General features: G+C 43.5%; 18 protein-coding genes. All 18 read right to left on the bottom strand.

Annotated features, from left to right (window positions below):
• Nucleotides 1-105 precede the first annotated feature (105 nt).
• The 18 genes from C0J08_RS06520 to C0J08_RS06435 all read right to left on the bottom strand — a co-directional run bounded on the left by C0J08_RS06520 (nucleotide 106) and on the right by C0J08_RS06435 (nucleotide 15,579).
• A complete protein-coding gene (locus C0J08_RS06520; RefSeq protein ID WP_212655294.1) occupies nucleotides 106-795 on the bottom strand; it encodes a hypothetical protein in 690 nt (229 codons plus the stop codon).
• 397 nt (nucleotides 796-1,192) lie between these two features.
• On the bottom strand, nucleotides 1,193-1,597 hold the full coding sequence (locus C0J08_RS06515; RefSeq protein WP_212655293.1) for a GFA family protein: 405 nt from the start codon (nucleotides 1,595-1,597) through the stop codon (nucleotides 1,193-1,195).
• A 128-nt stretch (nucleotides 1,598-1,725) separates the two neighbouring features.
• Nucleotides 1,726-2,061, bottom strand: coding sequence for an AzlD domain-containing protein (locus C0J08_RS06510; RefSeq protein WP_212655292.1), 336 nt, complete (start codon nucleotides 2,059-2,061; stop codon nucleotides 1,726-1,728).
• A 2-nt stretch (nucleotides 2,062-2,063) separates the two neighbouring features.
• Nucleotides 2,064-2,786, bottom strand: coding sequence for an AzlC family ABC transporter permease (locus tag C0J08_RS06505; protein WP_212655291.1), 723 nt, complete (start codon nucleotides 2,784-2,786; stop codon nucleotides 2,064-2,066).
• A complete protein-coding gene (locus C0J08_RS06500) occupies nucleotides 2,783-3,328 on the bottom strand; it encodes a helix-turn-helix domain-containing protein (RefSeq protein WP_212655290.1) in 546 nt (181 codons plus the stop codon). The genes C0J08_RS06505 and C0J08_RS06500 overlap by 4 nt, the downstream gene beginning before the upstream one ends.
• 147 nt (nucleotides 3,329-3,475) lie before the next feature.
• A complete protein-coding gene (locus tag C0J08_RS06495; RefSeq protein ID WP_212655289.1) occupies nucleotides 3,476-3,865 on the bottom strand; it encodes an MAPEG family protein in 390 nt (129 codons plus the stop codon).
• Nucleotides 3,866-3,933: 68 nt separating this feature from the next.
• Nucleotides 3,934-5,508 carry a serine hydrolase domain-containing protein gene (locus tag C0J08_RS06490; RefSeq protein WP_212655288.1) on the bottom strand — a complete coding sequence of 525 codons (1,575 nt, stop codon included), beginning with the start codon at nucleotides 5,506-5,508 and terminating at the stop codon, nucleotides 3,934-3,936.
• A 193-nt stretch (nucleotides 5,509-5,701) separates the two neighbouring features.
• Nucleotides 5,702-5,986 carry a GNAT family N-acetyltransferase gene (locus C0J08_RS06485; RefSeq protein ID WP_212655287.1) on the bottom strand — a complete coding sequence of 95 codons (285 nt, stop codon included), beginning with the start codon at nucleotides 5,984-5,986 and terminating at the stop codon, nucleotides 5,702-5,704.
• 10 nt (nucleotides 5,987-5,996) lie between these two features.
• On the bottom strand, nucleotides 5,997-6,209 hold the full coding sequence (locus tag C0J08_RS06480; RefSeq protein WP_212655286.1) for a GNAT family N-acetyltransferase: 213 nt from the start codon (nucleotides 6,207-6,209) through the stop codon (nucleotides 5,997-5,999).
• 91 nt (nucleotides 6,210-6,300) lie between these two features.
• Nucleotides 6,301-6,777 (bottom strand): trimethoprim-resistant dihydrofolate reductase DfrA, encoded by a 477-nt coding sequence (gene dfrA / locus C0J08_RS06475; RefSeq protein WP_212655285.1) that lies wholly within the window; start codon nucleotides 6,775-6,777, stop codon nucleotides 6,301-6,303.
• A gap of 105 nt (nucleotides 6,778-6,882) precedes the next feature.
• Nucleotides 6,883-7,374, bottom strand: a complete 492-nt coding sequence (locus C0J08_RS06470; RefSeq protein WP_212655284.1) for a DUF7000 family protein — start codon at nucleotides 7,372-7,374, stop codon at nucleotides 6,883-6,885.
• Nucleotides 7,375-7,411: 37 nt separating this feature from the next.
• Nucleotides 7,412-7,927 carry a hypothetical protein gene (locus C0J08_RS06465; protein ID WP_212655283.1) on the bottom strand — a complete coding sequence of 172 codons (516 nt, stop codon included), beginning with the start codon at nucleotides 7,925-7,927 and terminating at the stop codon, nucleotides 7,412-7,414.
• 81 nt (nucleotides 7,928-8,008) lie between these two features.
• Nucleotides 8,009-8,638: a hypothetical protein gene (locus C0J08_RS06460; protein WP_212655282.1), complete on the bottom strand. Its 630-nt coding sequence runs from the start codon at nucleotides 8,636-8,638 to the stop codon at nucleotides 8,009-8,011.
• Between the two features lie 645 nt (nucleotides 8,639-9,283).
• Nucleotides 9,284-10,951: an amino acid ABC transporter ATP-binding/permease protein gene (locus C0J08_RS06455; protein ID WP_249344535.1), complete on the bottom strand. Its 1,668-nt coding sequence runs from the start codon at nucleotides 10,949-10,951 to the stop codon at nucleotides 9,284-9,286.
• Nucleotides 10,911-12,686: a thiol reductant ABC exporter subunit CydD gene (gene cydD / locus C0J08_RS06450; protein WP_212655281.1), complete on the bottom strand. Its 1,776-nt coding sequence runs from the start codon at nucleotides 12,684-12,686 to the stop codon at nucleotides 10,911-10,913. Before cydD ends, C0J08_RS06455 begins: the two co-directional genes overlap by 41 nt.
• A 6-nt stretch (nucleotides 12,687-12,692) precedes the next feature.
• The gene (gene cydX, locus C0J08_RS06445) at nucleotides 12,693-12,803 is read right to left on the bottom strand and encodes a cytochrome bd-I oxidase subunit CydX (RefSeq protein ID WP_012069220.1); all 111 of its coding nucleotides are present in this window, start codon (nucleotides 12,801-12,803) and stop codon (nucleotides 12,693-12,695) included.
• Nucleotides 12,804-12,866: 63 nt separating this feature from the next.
• Nucleotides 12,867-14,003: a cytochrome d ubiquinol oxidase subunit II gene (gene cydB, locus C0J08_RS06440; RefSeq protein WP_212655280.1), complete on the bottom strand. Its 1,137-nt coding sequence runs from the start codon at nucleotides 14,001-14,003 to the stop codon at nucleotides 12,867-12,869.
• A 1-nt stretch (nucleotide 14,004) separates the two neighbouring features.
• Nucleotides 14,005-15,579 (bottom strand): cytochrome ubiquinol oxidase subunit I, encoded by a 1,575-nt coding sequence (locus C0J08_RS06435; protein ID WP_212655279.1) that lies wholly within the window; start codon nucleotides 15,577-15,579, stop codon nucleotides 14,005-14,007.
• Between the last annotated feature and the right edge of the window lie 160 nt (nucleotides 15,580-15,739).

Here is a 15,739-nt window from a genome sequence, read left to right as displayed (position 1 = left end):
TTAAATCGAAATACGGCGTGCTTGCCAACCTAGAAAAGCAAAAAGCGAATCATTTGATCCGCTTTTTTTCGTCTTAACTCACTCGATTCAACTCACGTCACTAATTTATTCTTCTTCATCCGCATGAGATTTAGTTTCAAAGCTTTCCACTTGCTCGAAGTTCTCCATCCAAAAATAGGAGCTCACCAAGCTAAACTGGCGAGTTGTGCCTTCGTCTGCCACTTGCTTAAGCTGCCAAACAAGCCCCGGCGCTTCAGGGAAGTACGTGCCTTTGATCTGATCTTCGTATAAACGATTAATTAACGCATCATCGCCCTGCCCATTTGCTAATAAACGTACAATAGATGAATGTAACGACTCATCAAAAATCGCCATATCTTCCGCATGACCCGCCGTTACTGTCAGCGCAAGCTCAACACCGGTAGGCTTCGCAAAGGTGCCATTAAAGGCTTCACGTAACAGTGCATAGGCACTAAAAAAGCGCTCATGAAACAGGCAATCTGGGTACTCTTCCCATGAGCGGTCATCCATCATATCGTGGCTAACTTGGTCTATTTTGCCTTCTGCCAAGTCTGGAAATAAATGCGTCAATACAGCCTTTGCCGCATCCGCTGGCTCAAGGTCATTTAACGACATCATGCACATCTCACGCAGCTCTGAGGCATCCATTTTCTCGACATCGTCTTCGAAATCCATAATGCTTAAAAGAGCACGATAATCGTCGTCAGACCATGCATTTGGAATCTTGCTAATTTTCTTAAAGGAATCGATTTGAACGGTAAACTTAGCTTGCATCGAGCACTCCTATATTGAACGCCAATATTGCAGAAAAACGCGGACAGGCTTTATCTAAAGCCAATAAGAACCTTAAAGAATGAACAGGTCGAATAACCAATGTACAGGGTATAGAAGCAAGATGATATAGAGAGAAAAAAATGTTTTGAGCAATGATTACACCTGAATCGAATTAGTAAAATATCAGTATGCATGCGAGCGACTGCACTAAAGGCTTACAAAGCCATTTAGCATCGAGAAAATCAGAAAATAAAAAAATTCACAAGAACGAGCAAAACCAGAGGAATGTTTTTTTACTCTCTAGGCCGTTGCTGTAGGAGTTGGAAAAGGGAATAAAAAACCCTAAAGCAAACTGGAATTTGGCCTAGTCAGACCAAATCCCAAACTTAATAAACGCTTAATACCCTTTGGACGGCGGAGCTTCCAAGTGCTGAGGAAGCCCATCGGTTAATTCTAACCAAGGCTGCTTAGAAGACACCCAAAAGTGCATATCTGGTTTAAACAGCGATGAATCATCCATACTGCCGACCGTCAAACCAATAACACCTGCAGAAGCTCGTCGAGAAAACACACTTGAACCACAATGTGAACAAGCCCCCCGTTCAAGCGTTTCAGAAGAATAATAGGTATTTATTGGCCCAGTGATAGACACATCATCAATACGCATTAACACGCGTGCATTAAAAGCCGCACCGATAGCTTTTTGACATTCATGACAATGACAGACTCGCTGATTCAACGGCTCCGCTGTTGTCTCATATCGAACCGCCTGACACAGGCAACCACCTTTAAAGGTAATCATTTTATAATCCTTCTTAGTATTAGACTAACTTTGATAACGCAACTCTATTTCCATACCAATAAAAATTAAAGCTAATTTCAGAGGTATTATGCAGAACTTAGTATGACTTTCACTCATTGACTGAAGAACTAAAACACCAAGGTCACCACACCAAATGCCATGACCCCAAATAAAATAGGTAAGCCCATAGAGCGAGTGCGCGTCCAAACACCATAAGTAACCAATAGACCAATGCCAGAGGCAAACCAAGACAAGGTATCTGCATGACTTGGCACCAAGGAAGTACCAAACATTGCGGCAATCATAGTTGGCCCCAATATGGTTAACCAAGTCGGCATGGAGCCAACGCCGTCCTCAGATTGTCTTTTTGCCAAGCTACGCTTCATCCAAATATATGGCACAAGGCGCAATAAATAGGTGCCAATAGCAATGCTAGCAAGTGCTAGCCACATAGAGGTTTCCATCTTTATTTCCCCCTCAATGCAGGTTGATTTTTTAAAGCATAAAAAAGTATCGAGCCACATATAGCAGCCAATGGAATAGCCACATTTGGGTAACCCAATACTTTTAGAACAACGGCAGCCACCGCGGACAAACCAATGGTCAAAGACCACAAGATATTATTGCAACGGGGAACCACCAGCACAAAAAACAAAGCCGGCAGAGCAAATGGCAAAACCTCATTGATTAATGGCCAGCGTTGCGTCAATTCACCACCCGCTATCGCCCCCAGTGCGGTTCCTGCAATCCAGCTTAACCAAGCCAATACCGCTGCCCCTGTGTACCAACCGATACGCGCCTGATCGGGAAGCAAAGGCAAACGAGCGTGAGCGAGAGCAAAGATTTGATCGGTCAAACCATGCATTAATGGCAGCCACTTTTTATCTTGGTTCAAATACGGAGAAAGGTTTGGCCCGTACACAATATGACGAGCGTTAATTAACAAAGTCATGATCACCACCAGCCATAGCGGTGCGCCAGAAGCAGCCATAGCCACAAAAAGAAACTGTGACGCGCCTGCATAAATAAAGGCTGAAATCAGGATAGTCTCTAACACACTAAAACCCGACTGAACGGAAATCAGACCAAACGAAATAGCCACTGGAATGTATCCGCCAAGTAGTGGAATCGCGTCTTTTATACCTTGCTTCCAAGGGGTGCCAGAAAAAGTTTGAGCGGCGGTATTCATAATTGTACTTCCTGTTTAGGATCAGACTGTTTTGCATAAGTAATGACCATCATCAGCGTCGCCCATTCATCCCCCGTTTGATAACGGTGGGGAACATCCGCAGCAAAGGTGCGCGCTTTTCCAATGTCCAGCTGGCGCAAGTCATCATTCTCTCCGGCCAACAAGGCACCGCTAATTAAAGTCAGGGTTTCTGTCGTACCAGCAATATGGGGCTCTGATTGCTTAATGGTGTTGGGCGCACATGACATCCAATAAACATCAATGCGCGGATTATCCAGACCTTGATCAATCAAGCGAACCTGAATCCCGTTTTCGCCCATCGTGGATTCCAAACTGGCCACCAAATCCCCAAACGGCGCATCCAGCTGTACCGCCAAACGCCAAATGGTTTCTATGGTTGGATTACCCTCACCTTGCTCAATACGCGACAAATTCGACTTCGCCAGCCCTGCATCCAATGCAAGCTGAGACAAAGACAATCCCTTTGCCATACGCAGTTTTTGTATGTTGCGACCCAGCGAGCCGAGAATGGGTTTATTCATCATGCACCTCAATTTGTTCTTTATATAGAACGTTCTATATAAAGAACAGCTAAATGTCAAATAATTTATAAAAATGGAAAAGCGGAATGAAGGGAAGAAACAGCCAACACCAAGATGGTATTAGCTGCGAAATGAAAGGGTGTGAGCTTAATTCCCAGCAATAGACATAACAATGCCAACGATAGCCAGAGCAATTAGAATAAAGGTTGGCAGAATAGATAACATAAAACCGAGTGCACGCTTTTCAGGAGAAGACACATACGCTCTCCAATAAATAAAGCGACCCACAATATAGACAACCCCCAAACTAGAAACCAATACCGGAGACCAATAGATGGCCGCGATAAACAAAGACGGAAGAAAAGCCACTAAGGTTTCCAATGTATTCATTTGAACACGATACATTCGCTCGAAACCTTCATGCCCCGTAACAGCAGGCGCTTTGAGTCCAGAGTTTCTTCTCGCCCTTCCCGTCATTGCCCCAAAAAAGAAAAACTGCAACACAGCGATAATCGCGACTAAATGTATATATTGCATGACATCCTCTACTTTTATAATAATTAACGTCGAAGTGAACGACGGCTTAATCGTTAATGGTATTCTCGCTATATTCTTTCGAAACGCGCTGGCCCATCATAAACAAGCAGTTCAACTTCCAATGTCTCGGCCTGTTCTTCTCCGCCCGAAAACCTGACGCCAGAACGAGAACCTTTCGGGGCATTTTCATTATCAACATCAAACACCATCATAGCACCATCCCATGCTTCCAAATGGAATACTTGCTGTTCTGGACCGGCTAACAAGACTAACCCACCAGACGTATCTTCGCGCACTTCAACCGTTCCATAATAAGGATGGCTATAACGACCAATGCAATAACTAGCTGGAGGCGTAGCAGCGGCAGCTTTCGGGAAAGGCTTTCCAGCGGTTTGTCCTAGTGGCTTATAAAATGCTGCAAACAAAGGTTCGTAGCCAGAAAACCAGTCGCGTCTAATCGCGCCAGTCTGCACAATATCAGTAAAACTTGCACCGATCGACTCAACAGCCCCAACTGGAGACGCGTTAGATAATACAACAATGCCAACATCAAGAGACGGAATCATAGTGAAATGAGTTGCCGCGCCTAGTATAAAAGCCCCCGAATGACTAAGGATAACCCGGCCACTCGGGTCTGTTCCTACAATAAAACCGTAGCCATAAAAGCTCGCGCGTTCATCTGGACTATTTGGTCTTTTCGAGAAACTTTGCGGACTAATAGCCGGTTGCAGAGCTTCTGGTCGGATAAGGTCACCACCATTAGCAAGTACCATCTTCATCCATTTCGCCATATCGTTAACTGATGAACTAACTCCACCAGCAGGCGACTGTGCATCGGGCTGACGATTATACAATGGAGCAAAACCATCGTCGGTTATAGCGTGGGGAATGGCTCGGTTTTCACGCGCGACAAAGTCTTTATAGCGTGAACTAGTATGCGTCATGCCAAGAGGCTTAAACACGGCCTCTTCAGTCAGATCACTCCATGGCATACCTGACGCTTCTGCAACCGCTTCCGCTGCTGCCGTTAGACCAAAGTTAGTGTAAGCGTAGCTAATACGAAACGGAGAAAGTGGTAAAAGCCTTAGCCGTTCAAGAATCATTTGACGATCAAAACCGAGAACCTCAAGTTCATCTCCAGCATGGTCTGGTAAACCTGACCGATGGCTGTAAAGATCCCCGATGGTCAACTTGTCTCTAATAGCCGTATCTGAAAGGGCAAACCAAGGAAGAAGATCTTTCATACGACTATTCCATGAAACCACACCTTCACTAACTTGCCGAGCAACGGCTGTCGCACCAACAGCCTTAGACAGCGAAGCCACCTGAAACACAGTATCCGGTGTAATAGGCAAGCTGTTTTTGTCACCGCGTACACCAAAACCTTTGGCGTAAATGGTCTTATCACCATGAACCACTGCGACAGCAATGCCCGGAATACCGCTACGAGCTTTTATGTCTTCAACAATCCTATCCAACGCGGCGACAGCTTCCTCTATCTGGCCTTCAGGAACAGAAATACCAGAGGTTCTAGATGGAGGAAGCTCTTCAGCAAACAAAGGAGAGGACAAAAATGTAAGCGAGGCCGAAGCCAATAAAGCGAAAGCCACAAAACGGTGACATGAAAGCCTAAAAGTTATCATGGGATACCTCATATTCTCATTTTATATAAACCGGCTCCGCCGGGACATCTCATCGTCAAATACTGACAGAGTCAAATCTGAACCAAAGCGGCCATCCCAGCCTTAAGAAAATCCTGAGCCCCTGACTAAATAATAGTCCTTACTACTACATTGAATTTAATAATACATAAGCATTTATTCAAGATTAAAATATCTATAAAACACCATTTATAAAATACCGCTGAACCACTTTACCATCCAAGGTCAATTCAGAATGCAACTCACCACCGTTCTCAATAATAGTACTGGCCGAAGCATAGTTGTCTTTATAACAATGCACATGAACACAACTTACCCCCATAGCATTTAGCTTTTCTATTGAAAGCTTCATTAACCACTTACCCAATCCTTTACCACGGTAAGAGGGACGAATCCCCAATCCAATATGACCACCGCACTCTTCAATAGCACTATTAAGGTAATGACGTAAATTCGTCACGCCAATTAGTTCATCCCCTTTCTACCAACCACATGGTCGTACTGGGTACAAAACCCTCAGGTAAATTTTTACCAAGCGCAAAATCAGACAGCTTAGCTAAAAGTGCATCGAAATCTTGATGATCAAAACCCATAGGGAAAGGATAACGAACTTCATCCCCCAACTCTTCGATGTATGCGTTATAGCTTGGGATATATTTTGAGGATGGTAAGACTAATTCCATTTTGTCTCCGGTTAGGTGTGTTTTTTTAAGGGTGTTTGAGATGGGTTAAAAGCCCTATTTCCAAAACTGCCACCGCTTCTTATGGCTGACCCTAAATCTGCTTTTGCCAAATGCGATACGTATAATCTAAGTTTGAACTAAATCGTTGTTTGAATACTTCACTATAGCCATCAGGAACTTGAGGAAAAAACACATCACCGTCAATATCTGTATGGACTGTCGATATGTGCAGTGTATCAGCGCGATGAATAAGTGCTTTATAAACTTCTCCGCCACCAGACACAAATGCATGGTCGGTAACATTTTTCAGTGTAGATAATGCATTATCAATTGATGAAAAATAGAATACATCTTTATCGTCTGATTTTAACTCAGAGCGAGTAATTACCGCATATTTTCTATTTGGGAGCTTCCCCATAGACTCAAAAGTCTTTCTACCAACAATTAACCATTGATTATATGTCATAGCTTTAAACAGCAACTGCTCACCTTTAACAGACCAAGATATATCTAAGCCTGAGCCTATTACACCATTTTCAGAAACTGCTGCGATTAACGATAATTTCATACGACTCCTGTGAGGGTTAACGTTTCGTGTAACCGGGCGCACAAAGGTACAGAGCGAAGCGGCGCAGCTTTGTGCGATCCATGTTCACGCGCTTGTTATGTGCCATTACTTACAAGACTCCAACATATTGAGAATTTCTTCTGTAAGTACCTCAAATTGATCATGAATAGATTCTGAAAGTTTATTTGTATTATCAAAGTCCGGAGTTGAAATAAGTGGAACTTCAAAAATTGAATATTCAGGCATAATTTCGCTGGTAACCCATTTAGTGCCTTTCAACTTCTCCCAATAGCGAATCTGTATATCTTTTGTTTGCCCAAGAAGCCAGAGTTCAAAACTGGCGTGTTGATGATTGAAGACAATAGCAATCTTCAGCTTGTTCTTCTTGAGATAATCGTTTTGCAAGTAAAAATAAGTAAAGTCAATATATCCATGCAATATGTTTGCGACGGAGAATTCACCTTTATATTTTTTTGAAAACTCAGTTCTCAGATTCTGAACGATACTGACCAATTTTTGATAGGTTTCTTGAATTTCTCCGCTAGCAAATGCCTTCTTGTATGCTGTTATCCGCGCATTTAAACCTTTAGTCGACATTACCCACGTCCTCTGATGTTTTCCAGCACATAACGCCTCAATAACCGGAGCAGCTTCGCTGCTTCCGGCGCAGGATGCGCGTAGTTGATTGATTTGTTAAGCATCTGCCCTCTAACTCTTCAGTCTGCTCATTCCAATGCTTAAGCATATTACGAAACGAATTATCAAACATCTCGTCAGCTTTCATCGGGTTATCACCGTCCCAACTAATATGCTCGTAATCATAGGCAAGCCTTACCTCTGGAATATCTAAACTTAACCCTCGGCAGGAACCCAACATCCAAGAAATAAATTTATCTCTTTCTTCTTTTAAGGACAAATCAAATATAGACGCTTTAATTGCGAATATTTTTTCATAGGGTAACTTGGTAGATCGTGGAAATTCGTCACTCGGAAGCTTAGTGCACACTTCAGGCCCTTCTAGGGATAAAGTGATCAAGTCATCGTCAGGCTCATCTACAGCCTTTATCTCTTCGTCAGCCCAAGCTATTACTTCGCGACTCGACATGAAGCGATAATTCCAAAAAGCTAAGATTAGTTTAATTGATTCCATTACTTTGATGCTTAACGCTTTGCTCACCGGAAAATTAGGAGCATAGCGAGTAATTTTTCCGTGTGCAGCAACTTGTTATGTTCACTCTTCAATGTCAGCTAATTTAAGAAGTATGTGCCGAGTTTCTTGCCCTTTCAGGTCAGCGTCCAATAGATACTCCGTCGCAGAATTTTTGGCATCTTCGGAGTCATCAAGATCCAACTCCTTAAGCTTGTTAATCGCAATTCTTGAATTCAGAGAGGATTCAAGCAAAGAGGCATTCAAACTCCACCCAACCAATCTAGACAGTTCTGTAAGACTTTCAGCCATTGAATCCAAGTGATTGAACAGCGCCCGATCATTTTTTACTAGCTCGTAAAAGTATTCTCGAACTTCAAGCTTGAGTGATTTTGGATTGCCATTGGACTTGACATATTCATCAATTATTTTCCCAAATTCATCCCTGCCAAACTTGGCCCAGCAGGTATTCAGAAAGTGATTGTGAACACCTGCAATTGCACTATTTGAAAGAACGAACAACGACTTTACAGCTCCTTTTCTAGCGTTTTGCTCCAGATAAATGTTCACTAATACGAGACCGATCCCCAACGCGATGAAGGATGTTCCTGTATTTATTAAAACTGCCTGCCAGAAACTTGGATTACTAAAATAAGCTCCAAATAGGAATGCTGCTGCTATTAGAAAGCAACCGACTACAAATTTTATTTTCATATAGATCCTCTAAATTCACCTGTGAACATAACATTTTAATAATGCGCATGCGCGTTTACACATTTTTAAATTCACTTAAAAACCCTTTTAACTTTCTGAAGAATAATACTTTTTAACTGATACCCACAAAAATCAAAACAGGAAAAACGAGCATGCGTGTTATTCCTTTTATCCACAGCGCGTTATTTCTACTCTATGAATCCTTATTCATTGATATTAGAGGACTTTCTTACTTACCTCCAGCACAAAACGAGCACAATTGGTTTTATTTAAAATGGCTAAACGCGCAAGAAAGTGACCATTTAAAAAATAAACTGTATATCTATCCATTAATTGCGTTTTGGTTTTCACCCTAAATAAGCCTGTTCGACTCGACGAAGTTGCGCGACTTTATGGAGTTTCAGGATCAGTTAAAAATACCTTTTCTAAAATCATCAAAAACAATCTATGCCTTACGGTAAAAGTCGTCTCGCTAAACCAGTATTAAACAACATGAATGAGACGTTTGGGCGATAGCCCGATAAAAGATTTTTTGCTTTCCCATTAAATGAAAGCGTTGCATCGATTGGCAAAAGTTACCCGCTCAGCAGAGCGGAATAAACCTGCTGCTAATAACAATTTAGAGGAAACAAATATAATAAAAATCTAAAGCTCTATGACTCTTGCGTTGTCGCCAATGCGACTGCCCACGTGGCTAACGAGGACTAGGATGTCTGGTTTGTAGTCGTTCTCTAATGAGTGACAGATGGTTTCGATAGTGGCTTTATCTAAGCCGTCGAAGGGTTCGTCTAGTAATAAGACAGGAGAGTTTCTTAGCAGTAAGCGTGCTAGGGCAAGACGTTTACGTTGTCCACCTGAAAGGTTACGCCCCTGTGGACTTAGTAAAGTCTCTAAGCCATTTGGTAAGTTCCGTGCCCAGTCACCGAGCGCTACGGCTTCTAGTACTGCCCAAAGCTCTTCGTCGCTGGCATTGGGGTTGCCAAGGTGTAAGTTGGCAGCAATGCTTTGCTGAAAGATATAAGGAGCCTGAGGCAAATAACTTAATTGAGCTTGATAGGTTTGGTTACTATAAATGTTCTGTGGTTCACTGTTGATAAAAGCTTGACCTGAAGACAAACAATCCCCAGCGATCGATGCCAATAATGTCGATTTACCAGAGCCACTTGCACCTCGAATCCAAACAAATTCACCCTGATTTATTTTAATATCTGTGGTTGGGCTGCCCATACCACTCGGAGCGTGATAACCGCGCCACTGCTTAAAGGTAAGTTGTTCAATTCTATTGATCGGCTGCTCAGATGGTGCTTGTTCATCTTGATGCAGTTGATTCAAACGACGTAAGCCCACTTGAGATTGACCTTGCGCAACAAAGGATTGAACCAACGGTAGCACCAATTCGTTCACCGCCAATATAGATAAAACAAACCCTACAACCCAAGTGCCCTGTACGCCAGTAATTAAGATCCAGCGGCCAGTTGTGTCGTCAGCTTGTCCAAGCAAATAGAAACTACAAGCCAATAAGAGAATGGTGACGCAGTAAGATAACAAACGCCCAAGGCTAACGGCTTGTTGGATGCGAATTTCTGTTTTTCTTTGGCGCTCATCCAGTTGACCAAGACGCTGAGAGTAATCTTCCCAACGTCCGCGAATAGTGAGCGTAATCAGTGCGGAGAAAAAGCTTACAAAGCGACTGCGGCGATGCACTCCAAGTATTTGACCAACGTGTACTTCATGGCTGGCAAAGCGTCCACATAGGTAAGGTACAAGGACAATATGCAATAACGCGGCAACACCTAATGGCAAGAGCAAGGTAGGCGAAATGAAATAGGCAAAAATAGACACGGCCACATAAGAGAGCAGTGCGTAGATCCAAGGTAGAAACACCACCAGCGGCCAACGAATGATTTGATCTAGGTCGCTTACTAGGCGTTGCAATAAATCGCCACGGCTTTGTTGATGTAGATTAGCCGCGTCTTTGGCAACGCGCTGATCCCAAACCCAAAGGCGTAAAATCCGTAACAATCCTAACAAGTGATTATGAGCAGTTACTTGTTCGCCATAACGCCCAGCGGTTCTTAAAATGGCCAAACCACGAACAATTGCACCCGGAGTGAGGTAGTTAAAGACCAGTGCCACGCCCATGGTGGTTGCCAACCCTGCTGCGGAAATAAACCAACCCGAAACACCCAACAAGGCAACACCGGCTAACGTCGCGGCGATGCCAGTAATCACAGGTATGACAAATCCCCATGGGTTAGCCAGTAAAAGGCGCTTAAGCGATAGCTTGGCAGTTTTCTTTGCGTGACTGCTCATGCAAACCTCCTGTGGTTAATGCCCAATGTTTGTCGACCCAACTGATAGGATGTGTATCGTGACTAACGATGAGTAGTGTTTTCCCTTTCGATGCCTTTTCTAACGTGTCTAGCACAGTCTGGGCAGTTTCTTTATCCAGTCCAGAACAGGGCTCATCCAGTAACCACATGTCTGCTTTTGACAACAAGGCTCTGGCAATGGAAAGGCGCTGCATTTGCCCACCAGATAAACCAGCCCCGAGCTCAGTTAATTTGGTTTCCAGCCCATCGGGTAACGCTTGAATAAATTCATCACATTGGCTTTCTTGCAATGCAGAGGCGATCTCGCTTTCGCTTGGCGGCTCGATGCCTAAGAGTAAATTTCGTCGAATGCTGCCATTTACCCATTCTGGTGTTTGTGGCAACCAGGCCAATTTTGCGCGCCAAGAGGCTAAATCTAGCTCACTAAAAGGCAGGTCATTGACTAGAAATCGCCCTTCATAGCCGTCTTCAAACCCCAGTAATAGATGTAATAAACTGGATTTTCCCACACCAGATTCACCACTCAGCCACACTCGCTCACCTACGCTGATATTGGCGGTGATGGGTGCTAATCGGTAACGCCCCTCTTCCGACCAACTTAGGTTTTCAAAGCCAATAGATTGCAATGACTCAGCTATGGCGGCTTTTCCAAAACGATTGGCTGTTTTTTGTTTTTCTTGTGATGACACAACATGCGCTGGCGCATCCAGAATGGCTAATAAATCGGTCGCCGCGGCTTCCGCTTTCTGCTTCGCATGGTAGTCATTACCTAGTTGACGAAGTGGCAAATAAAATTCCGGTGCAAGCAATAACAGAAACATAGCTTGCGTTAAAGTAACGGGCGAGCTACCTACCTGCCAAGGTAAGACTTCTAATAAGCCTAGCCCCAAGTACAAAGCAATCATGGCAATAGATAATGAGGCAAAAAGCTCTAAAGTAGCCGTTGATAAAAACGCTAATACCAAAACCCCCATGGTTGTTTTTTGGTATGACGTAGCGCTGTCAGACAAACGCTCCCGTGCTTCGCCAGTTCTGTTAAGACGTTTTAACTCTGCCAGCCCTTGGCTTAAGTCCATAAATTGGTTGGACAACATGGCTAAAACATTAAACTGTCGACGGTTGGCTTGTGCGGCTTTGTGACCAACAAAAATCATGAAGATGATAACCAATGGCGCGGTCATCATGAAAACAAAGAAGGCGATCCAAGAAATAGACACAACGGAAAGTAGGATCACACAAGGAATCAGGGTCACCATAAACACTTGCGGTTTATAGCGACTAAAGAAATCATCTAACGCATCTACCTGTTCGTAAACACGAGTAGAAAGCGCCGCATCTTCTTCGATTCTTAGGCGCGCAGGCCCAAGATTCGTAAGATGCGACACCAATTTACTGCGCAAGCGGTAACGAATATCACGGCTTGCACTAGTGCAAATTCGCTCTCGACCAAAACTGGCCAGAGCGCGAATTAAAAGAGCGAATAAACCTACAACGAGCAGAGATAAAGAGAAAGATTGCTGCAAGGCCATGTCTGAAAAAACATTCGCGAACGCCCAAGCTTGCAACACCAAAGACACCGCAAACAATACACCGAAGCCCTGAGCAATACGGTATTTTGCAGACTGTTGATTCGCTAACTGTCCTAAAAATACCGCTTCTGATGTTTTGATTCGACCTGGTCGACGTGCCTTTTTTGCTCCCTTCTCTCGCGTCATAAAGCTTTACTTTTGCTCCTCTTCACCTTCGTAACCTTTAAACTCTAACCAAACGGCGTTGATGATACCGAAAGAACACGCTAACAATACACCAAGAACCCAAGCAAAATACCACATATTCTGTTCCTCTATTTTAGCTAGAGGATAGCGCTCAAAGAACCCTACCCTCTTACCCAATAACTAGTAAAGTGAATGATTGTTTTCTTCGATGTGTTTCTTAGTCAAACGACCGTACATCACAAAGTAGTTCCACAATGTATAAGCAAGAACGATTGGCACAAAGATACAAGCCACAACAAACATGATCATCATAGTGTTTTCACTTGAAGTCGCATCCCACATAGTCAAACTCATGCTTGGGTAGCTTGAAGAAGGCATCAAGAATGGGAACATAGACCCACCCGCAGTGACGATGATACCTGCAATACCCAAAGATGAACTTAGGAAAGACAATGCGCCTTTTCTCATTACCGCCGTAATGGCAGCAAACAACATACCAGCAATACCAATGATTGGAGCTAACATAAGTGCAGGCACTTTGTCATAGTTAGCTAACCAGGCACCAGGCTGAACTTCAGCGGTTTTCATTAACGGAGTCATAACACTGTTACCGTCAACACTGCTAGTTAATACATAACCATCAATACCGTAGGCCAACCAAACACCCGCTAAGATGAACAACACAGCCGCTAGAGCACCAGTGATTGCCGTGATACGGCTGGCTTTTTCTAGCAAAGCATCATCTGTTTTCATTTGTAACCAAGCACCACCTTGAGTCATTAGCATTAATAGGCTAACCAAACCACAAAGGATCGCAAATGGGTTTAGCAGTGCAAAGAAAGAGCCTGTGTATGTCACACGTAAGTATTCGTCAAACTCGAATGGAACACCTTGCAACAAGTTACCGAAAGCCACACCGAAAATAATTGGAGGTACTGCTGAACCAAAGGTAATGCCCCAGTCCCAGCTATTACGCCATTTTGTATTTTCCAGTTTCGAACGGTAATCGAAGCCGATTGGACGGAAGAATAGTGCCGCCAATACCAACATCATTGCAAAGTAAAAACCAGAGAATGATGTCGCGTAAACCACCGGCCAAGCCGCAAATAAAGCACCACCAGCTGTGATAAACCAAACTTGGTTGCCATCCCAGTGAGGAGCAATGGAGTTAATCATCACTCGGCGTTCTGAGTCGTTGCCACCAATGATTTTTAGCAGGCTACCGACACCCATATCGAAACCATCGGTTACGGAGAAGCCGATCAACAAAACACCGATCAATACCCACCAAATGACTTTTAATAATTCGTAATCCATCTTACACCTCCTGTTTCAACTGAGACGTTTCTTGTTCAAGCGAGTAGCGACCTGTATGTAAACTAGAAGGTCCTTGCTTAGAAAAGCGAATCATCAAGTACATTTCAGCAATCAAGAACGCTGTGTATAGAACCGTAAAGCCAATGATTGTTGTCCAAATTTCAGCGGCAGTTAAGCCAGAAACAGCCACATGGATAGGTAAGATTTCACCAATCGCCCATGGTTGACGACCATATTCGGCAACAAACCAACCTGTTTCACATGCGATCCAAGGCAAAGGCAAGCTCATTAAGCATACTTTCAAGAAAGTACGGCTTTGACCAATGCGACGACGAGCGTTTTGGTAGAAAGCCACGACGAAGATCAACAGCATGATAAAGCCACATGCCACCATGATACGGAAAGAGAAGAACAATGGCGCCACCTGAGGAATAGAGTATTCAACAGCTTGGTCAATTTCTTCAGAAGTCACACGGTTAATATCTTCATTATAAGCCGTCACTAATAGACCGTAGCCTAGATCGCCTTTTACTTTTTCGAAGTTTTCTTTAACAAGTGGATCATCAGAACCATCGCGTAGTTTCTCAAGCAATTGATTTGCATAGATACCATTGATAATGCGTTGGCGGTTATGCTCTTTCAATTCTTTGATGCCTGTAACTTCATCACTTAAAGAACGAGTCGCAATGATCCCCATCAAGCCAGGAATTTTAAGGGCAAATTCGGTTTCCTGTAGCTCTTGGTTAGGGAAGCCAATCAAGGTGAAATCTGCAGGTGCGTCCTGAGTTTCCCATTCGGCTTCTACCGCAGCCAATTTCACTTTTTGAACTTCACCCAGTTCATAACCAGATTCGTCACCCAAAATGATAACGCTTAATACAGATGCCAAACCAAATGCAGAAGCAATAGCAAAAGAGCGGCGAGCAAACGCAAGGTCACGACCTTTAAGTAGGTAGTAGCTAGAGATAGCTAAGACAAAAATGGAGCCTGTTACATAACCAGCCGAAACAGTGTGTACAAATTTCACCTGAGCCACTGGGTTCAACAATAAAGCACCAAAATCAACCAATTCCATTCTCATGGTTTCGTAGTTGAAATCTGACCCTACTGGGTTTTGCATCCAGCCATTAGCAATCAAGATCCACAAAGCAGACAAGTTAGAACCTAGAGCCACACCCCAAGTAACCATTAAGTGCTTCACTTTGCTCAGACGATCCCAACCAAAGAAAAACAAACCAACCAGTGTCGATTCTAGGAAGAAAGCCATTAAGCCTTCAATGGCCAACGGAGCACCAAAAATATCGCCTACGTAATGTGAGTAGTAAGACCAGTTTGTTCCGAATTGGAACTCCATGGTAAGACCAGTGGTCACACCCAAGGCAAAGTTAATACCAAACAATTTACCCCAAAACTTAACCATGTCTTTGTAAACTTGCTTACCTGTAATTACATAGACGGACTCCATGATTGCAAGTAAAAAGGCCATCCCTAGTGTTAAAGGGACAAACAAAAAGTGGTACAGAGCAGTGAGTGCAAACTGAAACCGCGATAAATCCACTACAGCTTCGTTAATCATATAGCTTCAACCCATTCATTTGATTGAGAAAAAAGGCGATCGTAGACACGTATTCTGGCTCGTGTTCTTGTTATCCAACGCCCACCGAAGCCTTAAAACATTTCAAGGCTTACTATAAGTCCAGATTATGAGTGTTGTTGCGATTCGAAACATTGCGTTA

It is taken from the genome of Marinomonas sp. CT5 (genome assembly GCF_018336975.1).
Taxonomy (GTDB): domain Bacteria; phylum Pseudomonadota; class Gammaproteobacteria; order Pseudomonadales; family Marinomonadaceae; genus Marinomonas.
The sequence above is the reverse complement of the archived record's forward strand: the minus strand, read 5'-3'. Positions and strand labels throughout refer to the sequence as shown.

Bases quoted from the DNA above. Each gene is read 5' to 3' on its own strand.
- C0J08_RS06515 (WP_212655293.1), bottom strand. From the start codon at position 1,597: ATGATTACCTTTAAAGGTGGTTGCCTGTGTCAGGCGGTTCGATATGAG.
- cydX (WP_012069220.1), bottom strand. From the start codon at position 12,803: ATGTGGTATTTTGCTTGGGTTCTTGGTGTATTGTTAGCGTGTTCTTTC.
- C0J08_RS06505 (WP_212655291.1), bottom strand. From the start codon at position 2,786: ATGAATACCGCCGCTCAAACTTTTTCTGGCACCCCTTGGAAGCAAGGT.
- C0J08_RS06500 (WP_212655290.1), bottom strand. From the start codon at position 3,328: ATGAATAAACCCATTCTCGGCTCGCTGGGTCGCAACATACAAAAACTG.
- C0J08_RS06480 (WP_212655286.1), bottom strand. From the start codon at position 6,209: ATGGAATTAGTCTTACCATCCTCAAAATATATCCCAAGCTATAACGCA.
- C0J08_RS06455 (WP_249344535.1), bottom strand. From the start codon at position 10,951: ATGAGCAGTCACGCAAAGAAAACTGCCAAGCTATCGCTTAAGCGCCTT.
- cydD (WP_212655281.1), bottom strand. From the start codon at position 12,686: ATGACGCGAGAGAAGGGAGCAAAAAAGGCACGTCGACCAGGTCGAATC.
- C0J08_RS06460 (WP_212655282.1), bottom strand. From the start codon at position 8,638: ATGAAAATAAAATTTGTAGTCGGTTGCTTTCTAATAGCAGCAGCATTC.
- C0J08_RS06470 (WP_212655284.1), bottom strand. From the start codon at position 7,374: ATGTCGACTAAAGGTTTAAATGCGCGGATAACAGCATACAAGAAGGCA.
- C0J08_RS06510 (WP_212655292.1), bottom strand. From the start codon at position 2,061: ATGGAAACCTCTATGTGGCTAGCACTTGCTAGCATTGCTATTGGCACC.
- dfrA (WP_212655285.1), bottom strand. From the start codon at position 6,777: ATGAAATTATCGTTAATCGCAGCAGTTTCTGAAAATGGTGTAATAGGC.
- C0J08_RS06435 (WP_212655279.1), bottom strand. From the start codon at position 15,579: ATGATTAACGAAGCTGTAGTGGATTTATCGCGGTTTCAGTTTGCACTC.
- C0J08_RS06495 (WP_212655289.1), bottom strand. From the start codon at position 3,865: ATGCAATATATACATTTAGTCGCGATTATCGCTGTGTTGCAGTTTTTC.
- C0J08_RS06490 (WP_212655288.1), bottom strand. From the start codon at position 5,508: ATGATAACTTTTAGGCTTTCATGTCACCGTTTTGTGGCTTTCGCTTTA.
- C0J08_RS06520 (WP_212655294.1), bottom strand. From the start codon at position 795: ATGCAAGCTAAGTTTACCGTTCAAATCGATTCCTTTAAGAAAATTAGC.
- C0J08_RS06465 (WP_212655283.1), bottom strand. From the start codon at position 7,927: ATGGAATCAATTAAACTAATCTTAGCTTTTTGGAATTATCGCTTCATG.
- cydB (WP_212655280.1), bottom strand. From the start codon at position 14,003: ATGGATTACGAATTATTAAAAGTCATTTGGTGGGTATTGATCGGTGTT.